A 19,857-nucleotide genomic window follows, 5' to 3' on the forward strand; every position below is an offset into this window, starting at 1 on the left:
CCCCGAACCGCCACGGTAGCGCAACATGCCGCGCGGGGGGCGCGGCGCGCAAGCGGTCAGCCTCGGGCGAGCGCGGCGGGATCGAGGATGAAGGGCAGGTCGGTATCGCCCGTCTTCTCGCCGAACCCGGTCAGCAGCGCATGCACCTGGCCGCGATGGTGGGTCTGGTGGTTGAAGAAATGCGTGACCAGCATGGCCACGGGGCGCGTGCGCTCCGCATTGGCGGCGCCGCTGAACCAGGTCAGGTCGGTCGCCAGCCAGGCGGGATCCACCCGCGCCGCCCAGGCCTCGATCGCCGCATCGGTCGCGGCGCGCTCCGCCTTCAGCGCCGCCCAGTCGGCGTAGAGCGCGGGGCTGGCCGGGATGCCGCCCGGCGGCTGCTCCCAGCCGTCGAAGCGGTGCATCCAGGTGCGGTCGCCCCAGAGCAGATGGCTCAGCGTGCCCTGCACGGAGCCGAAGAAGGCACCGCGATCCGCGCAGCGCTGCGCCGGCGTCAGGCGGTCGGCGGCAGCGTAGAGCCGGCGGTTCATCTCGCTGTTGTAGGCGGCCATCATCCGCACCCAGGCTGGCGTGATCATCAGCTCACCTGCTTCCAGAAGAACACCGTGTCGCCGTAGCTGCCATCGGGGAGCAGCGCGAAGCCGGGCACGACGCCCACCTCGTTCCAGCCCATGCTGCGATACAGCGCCTCCCCCGCATCACCCCTCCAGGTGTCGAGCACCAGCAGGCGGCGGCCGATGCCGCGCGCCGCCTGCTCCGCCCGGCGCATCAGCGCGCGGCCGACGCCGGCGCGGCGCGCCGCGGGATCCACCAGCAGCTTGGCGACATCGGCGCGGTGCGGCTGGTTCTGCGGCATGTCCAGCGCCAGCTGCACGGTGCCGACCAACTCGCCCTCCAGCCAGGCCACGAGCAGCAGGCGCTTGCCGAGCGCGACATCGGAGGAGACGCGCTGCCAGAAGGCGCGCGCGACGGCGGGCGCGAGCGGCGGCAGGAAGGAGACGCTGGCGCCTGCCTCGACGCAGGCGATCAGGATCTCGGAAAGCCGTCGTTCCGCGCTTGCGGCGGCGGCGGCGTCCAGCGCCTCCACCACCAGGCCCGCCACCGGCTTGGTGTAGCGGAACTCCAGGCTGTTGGAGATGTCGTCGAGGATGCGGATCGAGCCCTGACGCACGAAGCCACGCTTCTCGTAGAAGCGGTGCGCGGCCTCGAAGCGGGTGTCGGTCCAGAGCACCAGGCGCTGCGCCCCGGCGTCGCGCGCATGCGATTCCGCCTGCTGCATCAGGCGATGCGCCAGGCCGCTGCCGCGCGAGGACTTCGCGACATATACCTTGCAGATCTCCCACGCCGCGTCGTGGCCGAGCGGGCGCGTCGCCGCCATGCCGACGACCTGGCCGCCCTCCTCCGCAGCCCAGAGCGCACCGCCGGCCTCGGCGAAATAGGTGGCCAGCGCGCGCAGTTCCGGCAGTTCGCCATCCACGTCGAGCACGCAGCCCGGATACTCGGACCAGCAGGCGTCGATCAGGGCGATGAAGCCCTCGGCATCGGAGTTGCGGCCGGCGCGGATGAGCGGGGTGTTCATGCGAGCGAGCGACAGAACTCCTGGATGCGCGTGCAGGCCTCGCGCAGGCTCGCCGTGTCGGTGGCGTAGGAGATGCGGATATAGGGGCTCATGCCGTAGGCGGCGCCCTGCACCACCGCGACATGCTTCTCCTCCAGCAGGGCCAGGGCGAAGTCGGTGTCGTTGGCGATCTTCCGCCCGCCGGCGCTGGTGCGGCCGAGGCAGCCGGCGATGTTGGGGAAGACGTAGAAGGCGCCTTCGGGCTTGTGGCAGGCGACGCCGGGTGCTGCGTTCAGCATCTCCACCACCAGGTCGCGGCGCTCGCGGTAGATCGCTGCACGCTCCGCCACAAGGTCCTGCGGCCCGTCGAGCGCGGCGGCCGCGGCGGCCTGGCCGACGGTGCTGATGCCGCTACTGATCTGGCTCTGCATGTTGACCATCGCCGCGATGAGCGGCTTCGGCCCGCCGCAGAAGCCGACGCGCCAGCCCGTCATCGCATAGGTCTTGGAGACGCCGTTGACCGTCAGCACGCGATCCTTCAGGCGCGGCTCCACCTGGGCAATAGTGCAGAACTCGAAGCCGTCATAGACGAGGTGCTCGTACATGTCGTCGGTCATCACCCAGACATGCGGGTGGCGCAGCAGCACGTCTGCGAGCGCCTTCATCTCTTCCCGGGAGCAGGCCGCACCCGTGGGGTTGTTCGGAAAATTCAGGACCAGCCACTTGGTCTTCGGCGTGATCGCCGCCTCCAGGTCCTCCGGCCGCAGCTTGAAGCCGTTGTTCTGCGGGCAGTTGACCGTGACGGGCTTGCCGGTGGCGAGCTTCGCCATCTCCGCGTAGCTGATCCAGTAGGGGGCGGGGATCAGCACCTCGTCGCCCGGATCGCAGGTGGCGAACAGCGCATCCATGATCACCTGCTTGCCGCCATTGGAGACCATGATCTCGTCGAGTGCGTAGTCGAGGTTGTTGTCGCGCTTGAACTTGCGCTGCACCGCCTGCTTCAGCGCCTTCGTGCCGTCCTGCGGCGGATACTTGGTGTCGCCCGAGAGCGCCGCCTGGTGCGCCGCCTCGATGGCATGGGCGGGGGTGTCGAAATCGGGCTCGCCGATCGCCAAGCTGATCACCTTGATGCCCTGGCCGGCGAGTTCGCGTGCCCGGGCGGTCATCACGGCGGAGGCGGAAACCTCGATATCCTTCAGGCGGCTGGCAAGGGCGGGCATCGGGGCGAAATCTCCGGCGGGAAAGCGGGCTGCAACCTAGTCCGGCGACCGGCCGTGCTCAATCCGCGGGGCGCTCCATCACCCAGTCGAAGGGCTGCTCGCCAATCAGTGTGAAGCCCTGTCGCTCCCAGAAGCGGCGGGCGGGGCTTTCCTTCAACACCTCGATCCACCAGCTGCGCCCGGGATGCTGCGCGCACAGCCAGGCGAAGACCTCGGCGCCGAGGCCGCGCCCCTGCAGCGCCGGTTCGAGGAAGAAGCTGTGCAGCTCGAGCTGCGCGCCGCGCGGATAGAGGCCGAGGCAGCCGATCGGCGCGCCGTCGCGCTCGATCACCTGCAGGCTGCCGGCTTCGAGATGCTGGCGCATGCGGGCCCGCCGGCGGTCCGGGTCGAAGCGGCCGATGCGTTCCAGGTGCCCGCGCATCGTCCGGATGGAGAGCGCGAGCACCGCCTCGAAATCCGCCTCCGTCGCGGGACGGAGGCGGAACATCGGGCTGCCCATGCGATTCAGACCGTCGGGCCTGCGGCCCCGCGGTCATCGCATGCGGTCACTTGAGGCCGGCGCAGAAGGCCTGGATGCGCCCGCAGGCATCCTTCAGGGACGCATCGTCCGTGGCGTAGCTGATGCGGAAATGGCCGGGGAACATGAAGGCCGCGCCATGCACCGCCGCCACACCCTGCTCTTCCAGCAGCGCCAGGCAGAAATCCTCGTCGGTCTCGATCTTCTTGCCCGACGCGCTGGTCTTGCCGAGGCAGCCGCGGATGTCGGGGAAGACGTAGAAGGCACCTTCCGGCGTCGGGCAGCGCACGCCCTCGGCCTTGTTGAGCATGCCGACCACCAGGTCGCGCCGGCGCTCATAGACCTTGCGCATCTCCTCCACGCTGTCCTGCTGGCCCGTCAGCGCCTCGATCGCCGCGGCCTGGGAGATGGAGGAGGTGTTGGAGGTGGACTGGCTCTGCAGCTTGTCCATCGCCTTGATGAGGTTCACCGGCGCGCCCGCGAAGCCGATGCGCCAGCCGGTCATGGCATAGGCCTTGGAGCAGCCGTTCATCGTGACCGTGCGGTCCTTCAGCCGCGGCTCCACCTGCACGATGGTCGCCGGCTTGTAGTCGCCGTAATGCAGCTTCTCGTAGATGTCGTCGCTGAAGATCCAGACATCGGGGTGCTTCAGCAGCACATCCGTCAGCCCCTTCAGCTCCGCCGCGGTGTAGCCGGCGCCGGTGGGGTTGCAGGGGTTGTTCAGGATGAACCACTTGGTCTTCGGCGTGATCGCGGCTTCCAGCTGCTCGGGCGTGATCTTGAAGCCCTGGTTCGGGCCGCAGGGCACGATCACCGGCTTGCCCTCGGCGAGCGCCACGATATCGGGGTAGCTCACCCAGCACGGGGCGGGGATGATGGCCTCGTCACCGGGATTGATGGTGGCGATCAGCGCGTCGAAGATCACCTGCTTGCCGCCGGTGGCGACCAGGATCTCCTCCGGCTTGTAGTCGATGCCGCTGTCGCGCTTGAACTTCTCGGCGCAGGCCTTGCGCAGCGCCATGGTGCCGGCGACGTCGGTATACTTCGTCTCGCCGCGCTCGATGGCGGCGATGGCGGCGTCCTTGACGTTGCGCGGCGTGTCGAAATCGGGCTCGCCGGCGGCCAGCGAGATGACGTCGCGCCCCGCGGCCTTCAGCGCGCGGGCCTTCGCCGACATGGCGATGGTCAGCGAGGGCGAGATGCGGTCGAGGCGATCGGCGATCAGGTTCATGGCGGTCCGGCGTTCCCTGCCCGCCCTAGGGGTCAAGGTCCCGGGGGCGCGGCCGGGATGTTTCCTAACCCCGACAGACGGGGGCGTCCACCGGTCCGGCGCCTATTCCAGCCGCAGCGGGCGATACCCCTGGAAGGTGAAGCCCTGCTCGACCATGCACTGCCGCCGCCAGGCGTCGCGCGGACCCTCATTGGCGTCCACCCAGTCATAGCGCGGCGGGCGGTAGCGGGTGTAGGTGCGGCACACATCCCGCCCGTCCACCCGGCGGCAGTAGCGGTCGCGGTCGAACCCGCCCGGCTCGATCATCGTCAAGACCAGGTTCGGCGGCACCGCGACCGCCGCGCGGTCCAGGCAGGCGGCATTGGCGGCATCCGCCTCGGCCTCGGTCGTGCCGGGCCGGACCCAGCGCTCGGCACAACCGGCGAGCAGCAGGATCAGCAGCAGGCCGGGCGCAAGGCGAGACATGGCGCGGAGCCTCGCCCGTCAGCGTGCCAGGATTGTGGCGGCGTTCACGCGCGCGGCGGGCGCAGCAGCAGCCGCCACGCCAGCGCCAGGCCGACCGCCACGGCCAGGACCAGCAAGGTCGCCAGCGCGTAGAGCTCCGGCGTCAGCCCCAGCCGCACGGCGGAGAACACCACCATCGGCAGGGTGGAGGCGCCGGGGCCGGAGACGAAGCTCGCCACCACCAGGTCGTCAAGCGAAAGGGTGAAGGCCAGCAGCCAGCCCGCCGTGATGGCGGGCGAGGCGAGCGGCAGGGTGATGCGGGTGAACACCGTCCAGGGACGCGCGCCGAGGTCCATCGCCGCCTCCTCCAGCACGGTGTCGAGTTCGGCGAGCCGCGCCTGTACCACCACCGCGACATAGGCCGCGCCGAAGGTGGCATGCGCGATCGCCACCGTGCCGGCGCCGCGCCCGGCGGGAAAGCCGAAGGCCGCCTCCATGGCGACGAACAGCAGCAGCAGCGACAGGCCGATGATGACTTCCGGCATGACCAGCGGCGCAGCCATCACTGCCGCGAAGCCGCCGCGCAGGCGGAAGCGCCCGAGGCGCGCCAGCGCGAACCCGGCCAGCACGCCGAGGACGGTCGCCATCGTCGCCGAGACCGCGGCGATGCGCAGCGAGAGGAACAGCGCGCGCATCAGCGCCTCGTCCTGCCATAGCGAAGCGTACCAGCGCGTGGAGAACCCGGTGAAGGCAGTGACCATCCGGCTGTCGTTGAAGGAGAACAGCGCCATCAGCACGAGCGGCAGGTAGAGGAAGGCGAAGCCGAGCCCGAGCGGCAGCGCCAGCTTGCCGAGGCGGGTCATGCGCCCCCCAGTCGCCGCTGGAGGAGCACGATCGGCGCCACCAGCAGCACCAGCAGCGCCAGCGCCAGCGCCGAGGCCAGCGGCCAGTCGCGGTTCTGGAAGAATTCGGTCCAGAGCACGCGTCCGACCAGCTGCGCGGAAGGGCCGCCGAGCAGCTCCGGGATCACGAACTCCCCGGCCGCCGGGATGAACACCAGCAGGAAGGCAGCCAGCAGGCCGGGCAGCGAGAGCGGCAGCGTCACCTGCAGGAAGGCGCGGAACGGCGTCGCGCCGAGATCCGCCGCGGCTTGCAGCAGATCGGGGTCCTGCCTCGAAAGGCTGGCGTAGAGCGGCAGCACGGCGAAGGGCAGGTAGCCATAGGTCATGCCGAGATAAAGCGCGAACTCGCTGTAGAGCAGCGGAATCGGCTCCGCGATCACGCCGAGCGCGAGCAGCGCCGCGTTCAGCCAGCCCTGGTCCTGCAGGATGCCGATCCAGGCGGTGATCCGCAGCAGGAAGGAGGTCCAGAAGGGCAGCATCACCAGCAGAAGAAGCTGCATCCGCGCGCGCTCCGGCGCGCGGGCGATCGCCAGCGCCATCGGATAGCCCAGCAGCAGGCAGAGAGCCGCCGAGACGGCGGCGACACGGAAGGAGCGCAGCAGCGCCTCGATGTAGAACGGGTCCTCCAGCAGCAGCGCGAAGCTTTCCGCGCTGGGCACGAAGCGCCAGCCCTCCGGCGTCTGGCGCAGCGGCGGCGTGTAGGGCGGCAGTCCCTCGCTCACCTGGCCGAAGGCGATGGTCAGCAGGATCGCGAAGGGGGCGAGGAAGAAGGCCGCCATCCAAAGCGCCGGCACGGCCAGCACCAGGCGGCGCAGCGCCTGCGCACTCACGAGGTGAGCACCACCGGCGCCTCGTCGTCCCAGCTGACCAGCACCGGCTCGCCCGGGGCGACAGGGGCTTCGGTGACACGGCGCTGGTTGGGTTGGCTGACGCGCAGTTCCGCGCCGCCCTCCAGGACGACATGGAAGGTGAAGCCCTCGCCGCGATAGGCGACGCCGCGCAAGGTGCCGCGGGCCTGGTTCGGGGCAGGCGGTGCCGGCATGGGCGCGCGTTCCAGGCGCAGCCGCTCCGGCCGGATCGCCACGGCCACCTGCGCGCCGGGCGCCGCGCTGCCGGCGGCGAGGATGCCGAAGCCCGGTCCGGCGATGTGCTGCCCCTCCGCGCCACTGGCCGTGACGGTGCCTTCCAGGATGTTCGCCGCGCCGAGGAATTCGGCGACGAAGCGGCTGTTGGGCTGCTCGTATACCTCGGCCGGCCTGCCGACCTGCACGAGCCGGCCGCGATCCATCACTGCCAGCCGTGTCGCCATCGCCATCGCCTCCTGCTGGTCATGGGTGACGACGACGAAGGTGGTGCCGGTGCGCGCCTGGATGCCGACCAACTCGCGTTGCATCGCCTCGCGCAGGTTGCGGTCGAGGGCCGAGAGCGGCTCGTCCAGCAACAGCAGGCGGGGCCGCTTCGCCAGGGCGCGCGCAAGCGCAACACGCGCGCGCTGGCCGCCCGAGAGCTGCGAGGGGCGACGGCCGCCGAAGCCTTCCAGCTGCACCAGCGAGAGCATCGCCGCGACGCGCTCTGCGATGTCGCGCTTCGGCAGCCGGTCCTGGCGGAGGCCGAAGGCGATGTTCCCGGCGACATCCATGTGCGGGAACAGCGCATAGGACTGGAACATCATGTTCACCGGCCGCGCGAAGGCGGGCATGGCGGTGATGTCCTGCCCGGCCAGCAGCACGCGCCCGGCATCCGGCTGCTCGAGCCCCGCGAGGCAGCGCAGCAGCGTGGACTTGCCGCAGCCGGAGCCGCCGAGGAGGGCGAACAACTCGCCCTCCGCGATCTCGAGCTCCACGCCGTCCAGCGCCGCGGTGGCGCCGAAACGCTTGCGCAATCCCTCGACGCGAAGGAACGTCTTGTCGCGCGGCGGATTCACGCGTCCGGTGCTCGGCCCTGTGGGCCTGCGCCCTCCCGCGATCCGACGCGAGTCACCGCCCCGCCTTGAATCGCGCCCACATGCGCGACCGTGCGCGCTCCGCCGCCTGCGGCACCGGGCCGATGGTGAAGAAGCGCGCGCGCAGCGCCGCATCCGGGAACACCGCCGGATCGTTCGCCACCTCCGGCTCCACCAGGGGGCGGCTGGCCGGAATGCCGTTCGGGTAGCCGACATGGTTGGTGATGTTCGCCATCACCTCCGGCTGCAGCACGAAGTTGATGAAGGCATGCGCCTCTTCCGGGTTCGGGGCGTCGGCGGGGATCGCCAGCAGATCGAACCAGAGTTGCGCACCCTCCTTCGGCGTGACGTAGCGCACCTCCACGCCGCGATTCGCCTCCTCCGCGCGGGATGCCGCCTGGAGCACGTCGCCGGAATAGGCGAAGGCCAGGCAGGACTGGCCGGAGGCCAGCGCCTCAATGGCGCCGCCGGTCGAGAAGTTGCGGATGAACGGCCGGATCGCCAGCAAGGCGCGCTCCACCTCCCGCAGGTCGGACGGCTCTGTGCTGTTGGGATCCTTGCCGAGGTAGTGCAGCACGGTCGGGATCACGTCGATGGCGCTGTCCATCATGGTGATCCCGCAGCGGGCGATGCGCCGCGCGTGCTGCGGGTCCATCAGCAGCGCCAGGCTGTCGAGCGGCGCATCTGGCGCCAGCGCACGCACCCGCTCCGCATTCACCCCAAGCCCGATCGTGCCCCACAGATACAGCACGCCGAAGCGGTTGCCGGGATCGGATGTCGCGACCTGGCGCTGCAAGTCCGGATCGAGGTTGGCGAGGTTCGGCACCAGCGCGCGGTCGATCGGGCGGAAAGCGCCGGCACGGGCGAGGCGGGAGAAGGTGGGTTCGTTGGTGGGCACCACGATGTCGTAGCCGGTGCGCCCGGCGGAGAGCCGGCCTTCCAGCGTCTCCAGGCTGTCGAAGACGTCGTAGCGCACGCGGATGCCGGTCTCGCGCGTAAAGCGCTGGACCATGTAGGGGTCGATGTAGTCGTTCCAATTGAAGACGTTGACCACTTTCTCCTGCGCGCGCGCCGGCAGGGCGGCGAGCAGGATCGCGAGGCAGGCGCCGAGCGGCACCAGGCGTCGCATGAAGGGCATGTCGCGATGTCCTCCCAGTCCGATTCCGCCAGAACCCTACCACGCATGCATCGCGGCGCAGCATGGCGGCAGAAAGTCCCAGTCTAGGATTTAGTTCTTGACTTCCCGCGTTGCTGCGGCCTAGACACGTTCCGCCACGGGGCGAGGTGCGTCCAGCCTCCGCCCCGGCTTCCCCCACATCCCACTTCTCCCGGAGCGTCCCTCCGCACCGGCCGCGCGCATCGCGCGGCCGGACGAAGTTCCTCGCCCCTTGGTCCCGGCCCGCCGCTGCGGCGCGCCGCGGCCACGTGCGTCCGACCGGAGCCACGCATGCCCTACGACAACAATGCCCTCGTCCCGCTGCTGGTGAACAGCGGCTTCACGCTGTGGCTGTACCGCACCACCGATACGCGCGCGGAGGCGGTGGCACCCGACTACTTCGCGCCGGCCGCCGCGCGGCTTTCCAGCGGCGACACGATGCTGCTGCAGGCGGCGGATGCGCTGACGCTCACCACCGTGCGTGTCGGCACCGAGGTCGCATCGGGCCTGGTGGTGGACACCTTCGCCGTACCCTTCCGCGTCAACCGCTCCGCCGCGCAGTTCTTCTCGGTGCGCACGCTGGCCAGCGCGGTGGCGATGACGGTGCTGCTCGCGCCGCTCGCCGGCGGCTACGTCGCCGGCGGGACGCTGCTCGCCGAGGCCTCCGTGGTGGGCCCGGTGGCCGAGGTCGCCTTCTCGATCAGCGACGCCGAGGGCACCACGGTGCGCGGGCCGCAGACCGCGGTGGTGAGCGGCGGCAATGCCAGCACCACCCTGTCTGCGCCGGCGGCTGGCACCGGCTACCGCCTGCGCGTGGAAGCGGTTGGCCATCCGCTGCTGGTTGACACCTCCGTCCCCTTCTCGGTCGGCGAGCCCTTCGCGCTGCTCGACCAGGGCGGCTTCGCGCTGCTCACCCAGGATGACGGCCGCCTGCTGATCTGAGCGGCCGCGCCGCTCCCACCTTCCCAACAGCCGAGAGGGCACGATGTCCGACACACGAATCTCCGACCTGCCGGCCGCCACGGCGCTGGCCGCCGCCGACCTCACCCCCGTGGTGCAGGGCAGCGGCGGATCGGCGCAGACGCGGCGCGCCAGCTTCGCGCAGATCACCGCCGGCGTCTTCGCCGAGCGCATGTTCCATGTCCGCGACTACGGCGCCATCGGCAACGGCACCGCCGATGACGCCGCCGCGATCCAGGCGGCGATCGACGCTGCGGCCGCGGCCGGCGGCGGCATCGTGCGGCTCGGCCCGAAGCGCTACCGCGTGGCTGCGGCCGAGATCGTGGTGAAGGAGAATGTCTGCCTCGAAGGGCCGATCTTCCCCGGCGGCCAGCGCCCCTCGGCCGACTACCGCACGATCCCCGGCACCATCCTGCTGGATGCCGCGCGCACCATCCGCGTGCTGCGCGCCGCCACGCTGCGCCGCGTCGCGGTGATCCGGGACGGCATGGGCGCGCCGCCCTCCACCATGCGCGCTGCCATCACGCTGCGCGGGGCCATGGCGGGCACGGCGATCACCATCGGCAACGGATCGGGCAGCCATCACGACGCACTGCTCGAGGATCTGCTGGTGCTCGGCTTCGACCTGGCGCTGCGCGCCGACAACACGCAGCGGCTGAACCTGCGGCGCATGCGCGGCGACAACCGCAACGGCATCTGGCTCAGCCGCACCTTCGACATCACCCGGATGAGCGACGTGCATTTCTGGCCGTTCCTCACCGGCAACCTCGCCGACGTCTCGGTGGTTCCGCTGTCGATCGCCGGGGTGACGAACAACGGCGCGGGACTGATCCGCATCACTACCGGCAGCGCGCATGGCCTGGTGACCGGGGATGTGGTCAACATCTACGGCGTCAACGGGGTGCCGGGCGCCAATATCCGCGCCACGGCGACGGTGGTGAACACCACCACGGTGGACCTGCAGGGCAGCAGCTTCTCCGGCAGTTGGACCGGCAACGGCACGCTGGCGGTCTGGAACAACCGCCGCACCGGCACAGCATTCCGGATCGAAACCAGCGACGTCGCCGAATTCATCAACTGCTTCTGCTACGGCTACGATATCGGCTTCGACCTCGGCGACGGCGCGCAATCCATCCAGCTGCACAATTGCAGCGTGGACGATCTCCTCACCCTGCGCGATCCGCTGACCATCGGCGCCTGGATCCGCGGCAGCGCGTTCCGCACCAAATGGGTCGGCGGCTTCATCAGCAGCATGGCCACCGCCATCCGCGTGCAGAGCACGGCGCCGAACCAGGGCGACAACCAGTTCGTCGGCGTGATGGTCGGGGGCGGCGGCGCGGCGCGCACGGTGGAGGTGCTGGATGGCGGCCTCACCCTCGTCGCCTGCGACCTGCCGAGCGCCAGCGTGTATCTCGGCACCGCCGGCGACAGCCTCTCGGTCGTCGCATCCGACACGCGCACGACCACCTTCAGCGGCCAGACCACCGCCGATGCCTCGCGCATCGTGCTGGTCGCCAACCGCACCCAGGCACTGCGCGCCGGCGGCGACGGCAGCATCACCGTGCTGACGCGCCGGTCGGAGACGCAGGGCGCGGAGCTGGACTTCGAGAACCAGGACCAGGCGACGGCCTATGCGCTCTCGGTCGGCACCGGCGCCCTGGCGCCGCTGCAGATCGGTGGCCTGCCGGGGGTGAACCCGGATGGCGGCCTAGTGTTCGGCGCTTCCGCCGCGATGACGGCGCCGATGACGGTCACGCTGCGCCGCGTCTCCACCACGCCGGCCAATGGCCACCGGCTGGGCGAGGTGGTGTTCAGCGGCCACAACTCCGCCGGCACCGAGACCGCCTTCGCCCGCGCCGGCGGCATCAGCGAGACGGTGGCCGAGGGTGCCGAGGCCGGCGCCTTCGTGGTGGAGACGCGCGGCACGGGCGGCATGGCGGAGAGGCTGCGCATCGCCTCCACCGGCACCGTCACGCTGCAGGGCCCGCTGGTGCTGCCCGCCGATCCCAGCACGACGCAGCAGGCCGCGACGAAGGGCTATGTGGACACCCAGTTCACCGCGCGTCGCCTGCCGGTGGTCGGCACCGCCGGCGCCACGCCGCTGACGCTCGCCGCGCACAACGGCAGGCTGGTGAGCGCCAACACCGGCGCGACCCTCTCGATCGACTGGGCGGCGACGGGTGACGGCTTCTCGTGCCTGGTGGCGAACCGCACCGGCGGTGACCTCGGCATCGCGATGAGCGGCTTCACCGGCGCGACCCCCTCCAACCCGGACGGGCTGACGAAGATCCGGGCCGGCGGCCTCGCCACGCTGCTTGCCTTCAGCCCCGATGGCGGCACCACGAAGGTGCTGCTCCTGGCCGGCGCCTGCGCGCCCTGAAGAACGCCGAAAGGAACGCGACATGACGGACTGGACGCTCTGCCGCTGGCACGGCCCGCCCGCCGTGCTGGAGGCGGCGCTGCGCGGCCTCGGCTGGCACGGCCCCGAGGAGGAATCGGCAGCCGATGCCGATTCGCGCATCGGCGGCTTCATCCCCTCGGCGGGCGAGCCGCCATGCGTGGTGGAGGGCATCGCCTATGCCGCCCTCGTCTCGCGCGGGCCGCTGGCCACGCCGGACGGCCTGGCCGACACGCCGGCTGACCTCTCGATCTCCCTGCTCGGCAGCTTCTGAAAGGAATTGCGATGACCGACCTCACCGACCACGCGAAGAACCTGCTGGCACGCGCGCTCTGCGGCCGGCTGCCGAGCCTGCCGACGGCGGCCTGGGCGGCGATCGGCACCGGCGGCGCCGACAGCACGGGCCTGACCGGCGAGCCGGCCGGCACCGGCTATGCACGGCAGCGCGTGACCTTCACCGGCACCGGCACGCAGCGCAATGCGGCGGCGTTCAGCTTCACCTTCACCACCGCCGCCGGCACGCTCTCCCATATCGGGTTGTTCGACGCGGCGACCGGGGGCAATCCGCTGACTTGGTCGCTGCTCTCCTCGCCGGTGACCGTCGCCGGTCCGGGCACGGTGACGATCGCGACGAATGTGCTGACGGTGACGCCGGAGTAGATCCGATCGCGAACGCGGCGCCGGCCCGGGGGCGGCGCCGCGTTCTTGTATCCGCATTGTATCCCAGATAGGCTGCTCCTCCTCGCCATCAGCCGCAAGCCGCGGCGCCCGAGACGGAGTGGATCGAGATGACCGCAGCCCCGCCCCGACTGTTGCGCCGCACCCTGCTGGCCGGCAGCGCCCTGCTGGCATGCTCCGGCCTGCCGGCGGCCGCGCAGCCGGCCTGGAAGCCGACGCGCGAGGTCCGCATCATCTGTGGCTTCGCCCCCGGCGGCGCGGGCGACCTGCTGTGCCGCCTGATGGCCGATGCGCTGCGGCCGCAATGGGGCCAGACGGTGGTCGTCGAGACGCGCTCCGGCGCGGGCGGCATGATCTCGGCCGAGGCCTGCGCGCGCGCCGCGCCGGACGGGCATACGGTGGTGATGACGACGATGGGCATGCTCACCGTCACGCCCCAGATCCCGGGCGTCAGCCTGCCGATCGCGGTCGAGACCGACTTGACGCCGCTCGCCGCGCTGGCTGGCATCTACACGGTGCTCGTGGCGAACCCCCAGGCGCCGTTCCGCGACGTGCCCGGGCTGATCGCCCATGCGCGCGCCAACCCGCAGAGGCTGGCCTATGGATCGGCGGGCGCCGGCTCGGCGCCGCATCTCGCCGCGGAGCTCTTCGCGCGCATGGCGGGCGTGGAGTTCACCCATGTGCCCTATCGCGGCGGCGCGCCGGCCATGACCGACCTGGTCGCCGGGCGCGTGCAGTTCATGTTCGGCAACATGCCGGAATTCCTCGGGCAGATCCGCGCAGGCGGGCTGCGCGCCATCGCCTTCGGCGGCAGCGCCGCGGCACCGGCACTGCCGGACCTGCCGCTGGTGAAGCAGTGGCTGCCCGATTACGACGTCACCAATTGGTTCGGCTTCTCCGGTCCCGGCCGCATGCCGGCCGAGATCCGCGCTGCATGGAACGCCGCGCTGCAGGCCGCGCTGCGCGATCCGACGACGCGCGGCAAAATGATCGAGGCGGGGATGGAAATCCTCGGCGGCTCCACCGCCGATTTCGACGCGCGCATCGCGCGCGACCGGCAGCGCTGGGGCGGCGTGATCCAGGCGGCAGGCATCCGTGCCGGCTGATCCTGAGATCGCCGGCCCGCCCACGCCGGAGAGCGTGCGCGCGCGGCTTGCCGAGTTCCGCGCGCGGCGCGGCTACCTGCTGCCGCACCAGGGCGCGATGGCCGCCGCCCTGCCCGAGCTGCAGGACGCCTATGGCGTCATGTACCGCGCGCTGACCCTGGCGGAGCGCCATCTCGATGCCTTCGAGAAGGAATTCGTCTGGCTCGCCATCCTGACGGCGGCCGAGGAGCATGTCGGCACGCATCACGTGGACCTGTTCTTCCGCACCGGCGGCACCGGGCGTCAGGCGGAGGCAGCGTTCCGCCTGGTTGGCTGGGCGCGCGGCTCCTCGACCTTCGCCTTCCTCGAGCGCCACTGGCAGGGCTACTTCCCCGAAGTGCCGGCGGCGCGCGCCTATCGCGACGGCACTGCGGCACTGATCACGGGCCTCGACGTGCCGCCGCCGCTCGCACGGCTCGCGCTCATCGGCACGCATGCGGCGCTCGGCCATCACTGGCCGCTCACCGCGGATCTGGAGGCCGCCTATGCGGAAGGCGTGCCGGAGCCGAAGATGGCGGAGGCGATGAGCCTCGCACTCTGGCCCTGCGGCGTGAATCGCTTTCTCGAAGCTGCCGGCGTCTGGCTCGACCTGCTGCGCAGCGGTCGGGTGGAACCCTCCCCGCCCTTCCGCGCCTGGGCTGAGACGCCGGGCCAGGACGGGTTCGCGCTGCCGCCGCGCAGCCTCTGACCTAGGCGATCACCCCGCGCGCGCGCAGCGACGCCAGTTCGGCCTCGTCGAGGCCGAGCATCTCCCGCAGCACCGCCTCGCCATGCTCGCCGAGGCGGGGCGGCGCTTGCAGCGGTACCTGCGCCGCACCGGGGAACTTCACCGGCCGGCCGAGCAGCTTCAGCGTGCCGGCGGTGGGATGCGCCACCTCCTCCACCATGCCGCGCGCCGCCGCATGCGGATGCGCCAGCGCCGCCGTCACGCCGAGCACCGGCGCATGCGGCACGTCATGCGCGGCGAGCACGCTTTCCCACTCCGCCACGCTGCGCGTGCGCGTGATGGCGGCGATGCGCGGCTCGATCTCGCCGCGATGCTCGCGGCGCAGCGCCATGGTGGCGTAGCGCGGATCATCGCCCATCTCCGGGCAGCCCAGCGCGGCGCAGAGCTTCGGCCAGAAGCGGTCGGCGAGGCAGGCGATGATGATGGTGCCGTCGCTTGCCGGAAAACCGTCATACGGCACGACGGAAGGATGCCGCGAGCCCATCGCCGCCGGGTCCTTGCCCGTCAGCACGGCGAGTTGCGCGAGGTAGCCGAGCAGCGACATGGTGCCGTCGTAGAGGCTGACGTCGATCAGCCGGCCGCGCCCTGTCGCCTGGCGTTCATAAAGCGCCGAGAGGATGGCGATCGACCCGAAGATGCCGCCCGACATGTCGCCGATCGGCAGGCCGAGCTTCACCGGCGCCTGCCCCTCCACGCCGTTCACGCTCAGCACGCCCGTCAGCGCCTGCGTCACGATGTCGAAGGAAGGCTTGTCGCGAAGCGGCCCGCTCTGCCCGAAGCCGCTGATCGCGCAGTAGATCAGCCGCGGATTGGCTTCCAGCAGCGAAGCCGCGCCGAGACCGAGGCGGTCCATCACGCCGGGGCGGAAATTCTCCACCAGCACATCGGCCTGCGCCGCAAGCCGGCGCAGGATCGCGGCGCCGTCCGCCTGGCGCAGGTCCAGCGCCAGGCTGCGCTTGCCGCGGTTCAGCCCGACGAAATAGTGGCTCTCCCCGCCGATGAAGGGCGCGAAGCCGCGTGTCTCGTCGCCAGATGGCGGCTCGATCTTGATGATCTCGGCGCCAAGATCGCCGAGGAACTGCGTCGCCAGCGGCCCCGCGAGAACGCGGGTGAGGTCGAGCACGCAGAGACCCGCCAGCGGGCCGGCCCAACCCTCCCCCTCACCCGCCATGGCTGCTAGCCCGCCCTGAGGCCGAGGCTCTCGATCACCGGCTGCCATTTCGCACGATCGGTGCGCATCAGGGCGGCGAGTTGCTCCGGCGTGCCGCCAAGCGGCTCGGCGCCACTGTTGATCAGGCTGGCGCGCAGCGTGGGGTCGGCGAGACCGGCATTGGAGGCCTCGTTCAGCGCCTGCACGATCACCGCCGGCGTGCCTTTCGGCGCGTAGAAGGCGTTCCAGGCGGTGACCTCCACGTCCACGCCCTGCTCGCGGAAGTTCGGCACCTGCGGCAGCGATTCCGAGCGCTTGCCCAGCGAGACGCCGAGCGGGCGGATGCGCTCGCCGCGGATACCGCCAAGCGAGCTGGCGATGGTGTCCACCACCGCCTGCACATCGCCCCGCAGGGCGCCGGTCAGCGCCTGGGCGCTGCCATTGTAGGGCACCTGCTGGATCTGGATGCCGGCGGCGCGGCGCAGCATCTCGGCGGCGACGCGCGCGGTGGTGCTCGGCACGCCCACGCTGACCTGCCCAGGACGCGCACGCGCAGCGGCGATCAGCTCGGGCAGCGACTTCAGCTCCGATTCCTGGCGCGTGTAGAGCACCATGCCGAGGCTCAGGATGGCGGCAATCGGTGCGAAATCCGCCACCGGGTCGAAGCCGAGCGAGGCGAACATGAACTCGTTCGCCGCATGGGTGGCGTTGGTGCCCCAGAGCAGGGTGTAGCCATCCGGCTCCGCGCGCGCGACGTGGGCGGAGCCGACATTTCCGCCGGCGCCGGCGCGGTTCTCCACGACGAAGGGCTGGTTGAACCGTCGCTGGTAGAACTCGGCGAAGCGCCTTCCGAAGATGTCGGTGCCCTGCCCCGCCGGATAGGGCACGACGATGCGCACCGGCCGCGTCGGCCAGCTTTGCCCGAGTGCCGGCCGTGCCAGAGCGGCCAGCGGCAGCGCCAGTATTGCCCTTCGGTTCATGCGACGTTTCCTCCTCAGCGTGTTCTCGTTGGTCTCAGTTGCCGCGCGACGGCAGCGCGATCGTACCGCTGCCGACCACGGAGAGCTCGCCGTCCTGGTTGCGCGCTTCCTGCTGCACCTCCACGAGGTGGCGGCCGTTCTCCACGCGCTTGGCGCTGACCTTGCCGTCGATGAACAGCAGGTCGCCTTCAGGGTTGTGGCGCCGCAGCTTGCTCGTCGCGCGCACCAGGAATCCGCTGTCGCCCATCCAGTCCGTAAGGTGATGCGTCAGCCAGGAGCAGCGCTCCGGCCCGTAATCGTAGGCACCGGGCGCGCCGACCATCAATGCCATTTCCGGCTCCCAGTGCACGCGCTCGGGGCAGTCGGGGATGTTGAAGCGGTTGCGGATGCCGAGGCCCGGATGCGCCTGCACCTGCTTCCAGGCGAGGCGGTTGGCACGGATATAGAGCCCGCCCCACCCTTGGGCGAAGGCGATGAAGCCGGTGACGGTCATCGGCCCCTTCGGCATGGTGGGCAGCGCCTCGCCGACCTCGACGTCCTCGTAGTAGCGCGGCGTCGCGCCACGCGGCTTCTCGGCGGCGTAGAGGCTCCAGATCCGCTCGAGCTCGGCATCGCTGTAGCGGCGCGGCGGCTTGTCCTTCAGCGCGCTGTATTTGGTGCCGGATTCGCGCGCCGCGTCGCGGTCGGTGCGGAAGCACCAGCTGTCGGCCTCGGCCACCAGCTCGCCGCCCTCGCCGAAGAAGCGCACATGGTAGATCTGCTGGATCGAGCGGCCGGCGAAGCTCGTCTTGTGCTCGACGAGGTCCTTCAGCGAGGCCTCGGTGGTGATCGCCTCGTTGCGGCGGACCCAGCGGTGCCAGGTCCAGTCGGCGCCGGCCCACATCGCATGCACGCCGGGGATGCCGCCGACATAGCCGGAGATGATGCGGCTGGTCGCGAAGAGGAAGCTCGGCAGCGCGACGATGCCGCCCAGCGCGCTCTTCGCCGCATAAGCCGGGTCGCACCACAGCGGGTTGTCGTCGCCGATGCCATGCGCGTAGTGGCGGATGTTGTCGCGCGTCGCCTCGTGGCACCACGGCTCGAGCGTGTTCTCGATCTTCACGCCGATGCGCGCGCGCAGCTCGTCCAGCGCCTGGTCGGTGATCTTCGGGAAGAGGCGGTTCTTCGGTTCTGCCAGTGCAGCGGACACGGCGTTATCCTTCACGAGCGGTTCAATGTCGGGCCGGGGCCGAAGTGGCTTCGGCATCCCGGAGAAGCTTGCGGTTGATCTTGCCCGCGGGCGTCTTCGGCAACTCGGCCGTGAAGGCGACCTGGCGCGGGTATTCGTGCTGGCTGAGCCGCATGCGGGTGAAGTCCTGCAGCTCCTTCGCGAAGGCATCGTCCGCGGCGCGCGGGCTGACGATGAAGGCCTTCACCACCTGGCCGCGCACCGCGTCCGGCACGCCGATCGCGGCCGCCTCCTTCACGTCCGGATGCTGCAGCAACACATCCTCGATCTCGACCGCGCTCATCGTCCAGCCGGCGGAGATGATCACGTCGTCGGCACGGCCGGCGTGGTGGAAATAGCCGTCCTCGTCCACTTTCCCGAGATCCTTGGTCGGCACCCATTCGCCGCGGCGGAACAGCTTGATCTCGCCGATCTCGCCCGCTGCGCAGGGCGTGCCGTCGGCGCGCTGCACCTCCACGCGCAGCCCGGGCACCGGCTTGCCCAGTGAGCCCGGCTTCACCTGGAAATCCGCAGCACCGGGATAGTTCACCAGCACGACGCCGACTTCCGTCGTGCCGTACATGCTGCAGGCCGGCACGCCGAAGGTGGCGTCGATAAAGCGCAGGGTCTCGGCGTCGATCGGCTCGCCGGTGAAGGAGAGCTTGCTGATCGCGAAGCGGAAGCGGTGCGCCTCGCCGCTGGTGCGCATCATGCGGTAATGCGTGGCGGCGGCGGAGAGGTTGGTGATGCGATACTCCTGCAGCGCCTGCATCAGCCGCACCGGATCGAAGCGGCCCGCATAGGTGCCCGTGGTCACGCCGAGCGCCAGCGGTGCCAGCGTGCCATGCGCCAGCCCATGCCCCCAGGCCGGCGAGGAAGGGCAGAAGAAGACGTCGCCCGGCCGGATGCCGGTGCCGTAGAGCGCGGCCAGCATCAGGACCACGATCGAGCGATGCGTGTGCTTGACCGCCGCCGGCAGCTCGCGCGTGGTGCCGGAGGTGTACTGGAACAGCGCCATGTCGTCGGCGCGCGTCGCCACCTCCCATCCGGTCGGCAGCGTGGCGAGTTCGGCCCACCAGGCGTCATCGGCCACCACCACCTCGACACCCGGGATGCCGGACGCGGCCTCGGCCTTCTCCGCGGTGGTGAGCAGCACGCGCGGCGCGCAGTCGGCGACCCGCAGCCGCACGCCTTCCGGCCCGAACAGGGTGAACAGCGGCACCGCGACGGCTCCGCGCTTCATCGCACCGAACATCGCGGCATAGAAGGCGTGCGATGGGTCGAGCATGATCGCCACCCGCTCGCCAGGGCCGATCCCGCGCCGCGCCAGCCAATGCGCGAAACGGGCGGATGCGTCGGCGACGTCACGGAAGGTCACCGCCTCGTCGCGGCCATCGGCATGCGCCACGCGCACCGCGATGCGCGCAGCATCCGTCGCGTGCCGGTCGATGCATTCATGCGCGATGTTCAGGCTGGCACGATCGCCGTCGAAGAATTCCCACAGCTTCTCCGGCGCGAAGTGCGCCTGCGCGAAGGCGTAGTCCGTGCTGTCGGTCAGCCGCGGCATCCAGCGTTCCATCCCTGCGGCTTCGGCCGCGCGGGCAGTGAACCCTGGCTCCGACCCTGTTGTCAAATAACATGT

At 70.7% G+C, this 19,857-nt stretch carries 20 protein-coding genes; 6 read left to right on the forward strand and 14 right to left on the reverse strand.

The window, feature by feature from the left end:
• Window positions 1-56 precede the first annotated feature (56 nt).
• The 10 genes from ACESM1_RS20835 to ACESM1_RS20880 all read right to left on the reverse strand — a co-directional run bounded on the left by ACESM1_RS20835 (window position 57) and on the right by ACESM1_RS20880 (window position 8,952).
• Entirely contained in the window at window positions 57-578 is a 522-nt protein-coding gene (locus tag ACESM1_RS20835; RefSeq protein WP_372623132.1) for a DinB family protein, read from the reverse strand.
• A complete protein-coding gene (locus tag ACESM1_RS20840; RefSeq protein WP_372623133.1) occupies window positions 578-1,579 on the reverse strand; it encodes a GNAT family N-acetyltransferase in 1,002 nt (333 codons plus the stop codon). Before ACESM1_RS20840 ends, ACESM1_RS20835 begins: the two co-directional genes overlap by 1 nt.
• Window positions 1,576-2,778 carry a pyridoxal phosphate-dependent aminotransferase gene (locus ACESM1_RS20845; protein WP_372623134.1) on the reverse strand — a complete coding sequence of 401 codons (1,203 nt, stop codon included), beginning with the start codon at window positions 2,776-2,778 and terminating at the stop codon, window positions 1,576-1,578. Before ACESM1_RS20845 ends, ACESM1_RS20840 begins: the two co-directional genes overlap by 4 nt.
• Before the next feature lie 58 nt (window positions 2,779-2,836).
• The gene (locus ACESM1_RS20850) at window positions 2,837-3,265 is read right to left on the reverse strand and encodes a GNAT family N-acetyltransferase (RefSeq protein WP_372623135.1); all 429 of its coding nucleotides are present in this window, start codon (window positions 3,263-3,265) and stop codon (window positions 2,837-2,839) included.
• Between the two features lie 58 nt (window positions 3,266-3,323).
• Window positions 3,324-4,526 carry a pyridoxal phosphate-dependent aminotransferase gene (locus ACESM1_RS20855; protein ID WP_372623136.1) on the reverse strand — a complete coding sequence of 401 codons (1,203 nt, stop codon included), beginning with the start codon at window positions 4,524-4,526 and terminating at the stop codon, window positions 3,324-3,326.
• A 102-nt stretch (window positions 4,527-4,628) separates the two neighbouring features.
• Entirely contained in the window at window positions 4,629-4,991 is a 363-nt protein-coding gene (locus tag ACESM1_RS20860; protein ID WP_372623137.1) for a hypothetical protein, read from the reverse strand.
• Window positions 4,992-5,035: 44 nt separating this feature from the next.
• Complete coding sequence (locus ACESM1_RS20865; RefSeq protein ID WP_372623138.1) at window positions 5,036-5,833, reverse strand: ABC transporter permease subunit; 798 nt, start codon at window positions 5,831-5,833, stop codon at window positions 5,036-5,038.
• On the reverse strand, window positions 5,830-6,702 hold the full coding sequence (locus tag ACESM1_RS20870; RefSeq protein ID WP_372623139.1) for an ABC transporter permease: 873 nt from the start codon (window positions 6,700-6,702) through the stop codon (window positions 5,830-5,832). Before ACESM1_RS20870 ends, ACESM1_RS20865 begins: the two co-directional genes overlap by 4 nt.
• Window positions 6,699-7,796, reverse strand: a complete 1,098-nt coding sequence (locus ACESM1_RS20875; protein WP_372623140.1) for an ABC transporter ATP-binding protein — start codon at window positions 7,794-7,796, stop codon at window positions 6,699-6,701. Before ACESM1_RS20875 ends, ACESM1_RS20870 begins: the two co-directional genes overlap by 4 nt.
• 52 nt (window positions 7,797-7,848) lie before the next feature.
• Complete coding sequence (locus ACESM1_RS20880) at window positions 7,849-8,952, reverse strand: polyamine ABC transporter substrate-binding protein (protein WP_372623141.1); 1,104 nt, start codon at window positions 8,950-8,952, stop codon at window positions 7,849-7,851.
• Window positions 8,953-9,261: 309 nt separating this feature from the next.
• Here ACESM1_RS20880 and ACESM1_RS20885 point away from each other — a divergent pair, with 309 nt between their 5' ends.
• The 6 genes from ACESM1_RS20885 to ACESM1_RS20910 all read left to right on the forward strand — a co-directional run bounded on the left by ACESM1_RS20885 (window position 9,262) and on the right by ACESM1_RS20910 (window position 14,839).
• Window positions 9,262-9,912, forward strand: a complete 651-nt coding sequence (locus ACESM1_RS20885; RefSeq protein ID WP_372623142.1) for a hypothetical protein — start codon at window positions 9,262-9,264, stop codon at window positions 9,910-9,912.
• 43 nt (window positions 9,913-9,955) lie between these two features.
• Window positions 9,956-12,310 carry a hypothetical protein gene (locus ACESM1_RS20890; protein WP_372623143.1) on the forward strand — a complete coding sequence of 785 codons (2,355 nt, stop codon included), beginning with the start codon at window positions 9,956-9,958 and terminating at the stop codon, window positions 12,308-12,310.
• A 22-nt stretch (window positions 12,311-12,332) separates the two neighbouring features.
• A complete protein-coding gene (locus ACESM1_RS20895; RefSeq protein ID WP_372623144.1) occupies window positions 12,333-12,602 on the forward strand; it encodes a hypothetical protein in 270 nt (89 codons plus the stop codon).
• 11 nt (window positions 12,603-12,613) lie between these two features.
• Window positions 12,614-12,988, forward strand: coding sequence for a hypothetical protein (locus tag ACESM1_RS20900; RefSeq protein ID WP_372623145.1), 375 nt, complete (start codon window positions 12,614-12,616; stop codon window positions 12,986-12,988).
• 128 nt (window positions 12,989-13,116) lie between these two features.
• Complete coding sequence (locus tag ACESM1_RS20905) at window positions 13,117-14,112, forward strand: Bug family tripartite tricarboxylate transporter substrate binding protein (RefSeq protein ID WP_372623146.1); 996 nt, start codon at window positions 13,117-13,119, stop codon at window positions 14,110-14,112.
• Entirely contained in the window at window positions 14,102-14,839 is a 738-nt protein-coding gene (locus ACESM1_RS20910) for a hypothetical protein (protein ID WP_372623147.1), read from the forward strand. The genes ACESM1_RS20905 and ACESM1_RS20910 overlap by 11 nt, the downstream gene beginning before the upstream one ends.
• A gap of 1 nt (window position 14,840) precedes the next feature.
• Here ACESM1_RS20910 and ACESM1_RS20915 read toward each other — a convergent pair whose 3' ends face one another.
• The 4 genes from ACESM1_RS20915 to ACESM1_RS20930 are packed head-to-tail and all read right to left on the reverse strand — an operon-like array spanning window position 14,841 to window position 19,782.
• The gene (locus ACESM1_RS20915) at window positions 14,841-16,049 is read right to left on the reverse strand and encodes a CaiB/BaiF CoA transferase family protein (RefSeq protein ID WP_372623148.1); all 1,209 of its coding nucleotides are present in this window, start codon (window positions 16,047-16,049) and stop codon (window positions 14,841-14,843) included.
• Between the two features lie 5 nt (window positions 16,050-16,054).
• Window positions 16,055-17,008 carry a Bug family tripartite tricarboxylate transporter substrate binding protein gene (locus tag ACESM1_RS20920; RefSeq protein ID WP_372623149.1) on the reverse strand — a complete coding sequence of 318 codons (954 nt, stop codon included), beginning with the start codon at window positions 17,006-17,008 and terminating at the stop codon, window positions 16,055-16,057.
• A 34-nt stretch (window positions 17,009-17,042) separates the two neighbouring features.
• Complete coding sequence (locus ACESM1_RS20925; protein ID WP_372623150.1) at window positions 17,043-18,197, reverse strand: MaoC family dehydratase N-terminal domain-containing protein; 1,155 nt, start codon at window positions 18,195-18,197, stop codon at window positions 17,043-17,045.
• Window positions 18,198-18,219: 22 nt separating this feature from the next.
• Window positions 18,220-19,782, reverse strand: coding sequence for an acyl-CoA synthetase (locus tag ACESM1_RS20930; RefSeq protein WP_372623151.1), 1,563 nt, complete (start codon window positions 19,780-19,782; stop codon window positions 18,220-18,222).
• Window positions 19,783-19,857: the final 75 nt, after the last annotated feature.

Origin of the sequence: Falsiroseomonas sp. (genome assembly GCF_041690465.1) — a bacterium.
Classification (GTDB): Bacteria; Pseudomonadota; Alphaproteobacteria; order Acetobacterales; family Acetobacteraceae; genus Falsiroseomonas.

Excerpts from the sequence above, each read along its gene's own strand:
- ACESM1_RS20895 (WP_372623144.1), top strand. The coding sequence starts at position 12,333 with ATGACGGACTGGACGCTCTGCCGCTGGCACGGCCCGCCCGCCGTGCTG.
- ACESM1_RS20885 (WP_372623142.1), top strand. The coding sequence starts at position 9,262 with ATGCCCTACGACAACAATGCCCTCGTCCCGCTGCTGGTGAACAGCGGC.
- ACESM1_RS20840 (WP_372623133.1), bottom strand. The coding sequence starts at position 1,579 with ATGAACACCCCGCTCATCCGCGCCGGCCGCAACTCCGATGCCGAGGGC.
- ACESM1_RS20900 (WP_372623145.1), top strand. The coding sequence starts at position 12,614 with ATGACCGACCTCACCGACCACGCGAAGAACCTGCTGGCACGCGCGCTC.
- ACESM1_RS20920 (WP_372623149.1), bottom strand. The coding sequence starts at position 17,008 with ATGAACCGAAGGGCAATACTGGCGCTGCCGCTGGCCGCTCTGGCACGG.
- ACESM1_RS20930 (WP_372623151.1), bottom strand. The coding sequence starts at position 19,782 with ATGCCGCGGCTGACCGACAGCACGGACTACGCCTTCGCGCAGGCGCAC.
- ACESM1_RS20850 (WP_372623135.1), bottom strand. The coding sequence starts at position 3,265 with ATGTTCCGCCTCCGTCCCGCGACGGAGGCGGATTTCGAGGCGGTGCTC.
- ACESM1_RS20905 (WP_372623146.1), top strand. The coding sequence starts at position 13,117 with ATGACCGCAGCCCCGCCCCGACTGTTGCGCCGCACCCTGCTGGCCGGC.
- ACESM1_RS20860 (WP_372623137.1), bottom strand. The coding sequence starts at position 4,991 with ATGTCTCGCCTTGCGCCCGGCCTGCTGCTGATCCTGCTGCTCGCCGGT.
- ACESM1_RS20855 (WP_372623136.1), bottom strand. The coding sequence starts at position 4,526 with ATGAACCTGATCGCCGATCGCCTCGACCGCATCTCGCCCTCGCTGACC.
- ACESM1_RS20890 (WP_372623143.1), top strand. The coding sequence starts at position 9,956 with ATGTCCGACACACGAATCTCCGACCTGCCGGCCGCCACGGCGCTGGCC.
- ACESM1_RS20880 (WP_372623141.1), bottom strand. The coding sequence starts at position 8,952 with ATGCCCTTCATGCGACGCCTGGTGCCGCTCGGCGCCTGCCTCGCGATC.
- ACESM1_RS20835 (WP_372623132.1), bottom strand. The coding sequence starts at position 578 with ATGATCACGCCAGCCTGGGTGCGGATGATGGCCGCCTACAACAGCGAG.
- ACESM1_RS20915 (WP_372623148.1), bottom strand. The coding sequence starts at position 16,049 with ATGGCGGGTGAGGGGGAGGGTTGGGCCGGCCCGCTGGCGGGTCTCTGC.
- ACESM1_RS20845 (WP_372623134.1), bottom strand. The coding sequence starts at position 2,778 with ATGCCCGCCCTTGCCAGCCGCCTGAAGGATATCGAGGTTTCCGCCTCC.
- ACESM1_RS20865 (WP_372623138.1), bottom strand. The coding sequence starts at position 5,833 with ATGACCCGCCTCGGCAAGCTGGCGCTGCCGCTCGGGCTCGGCTTCGCC.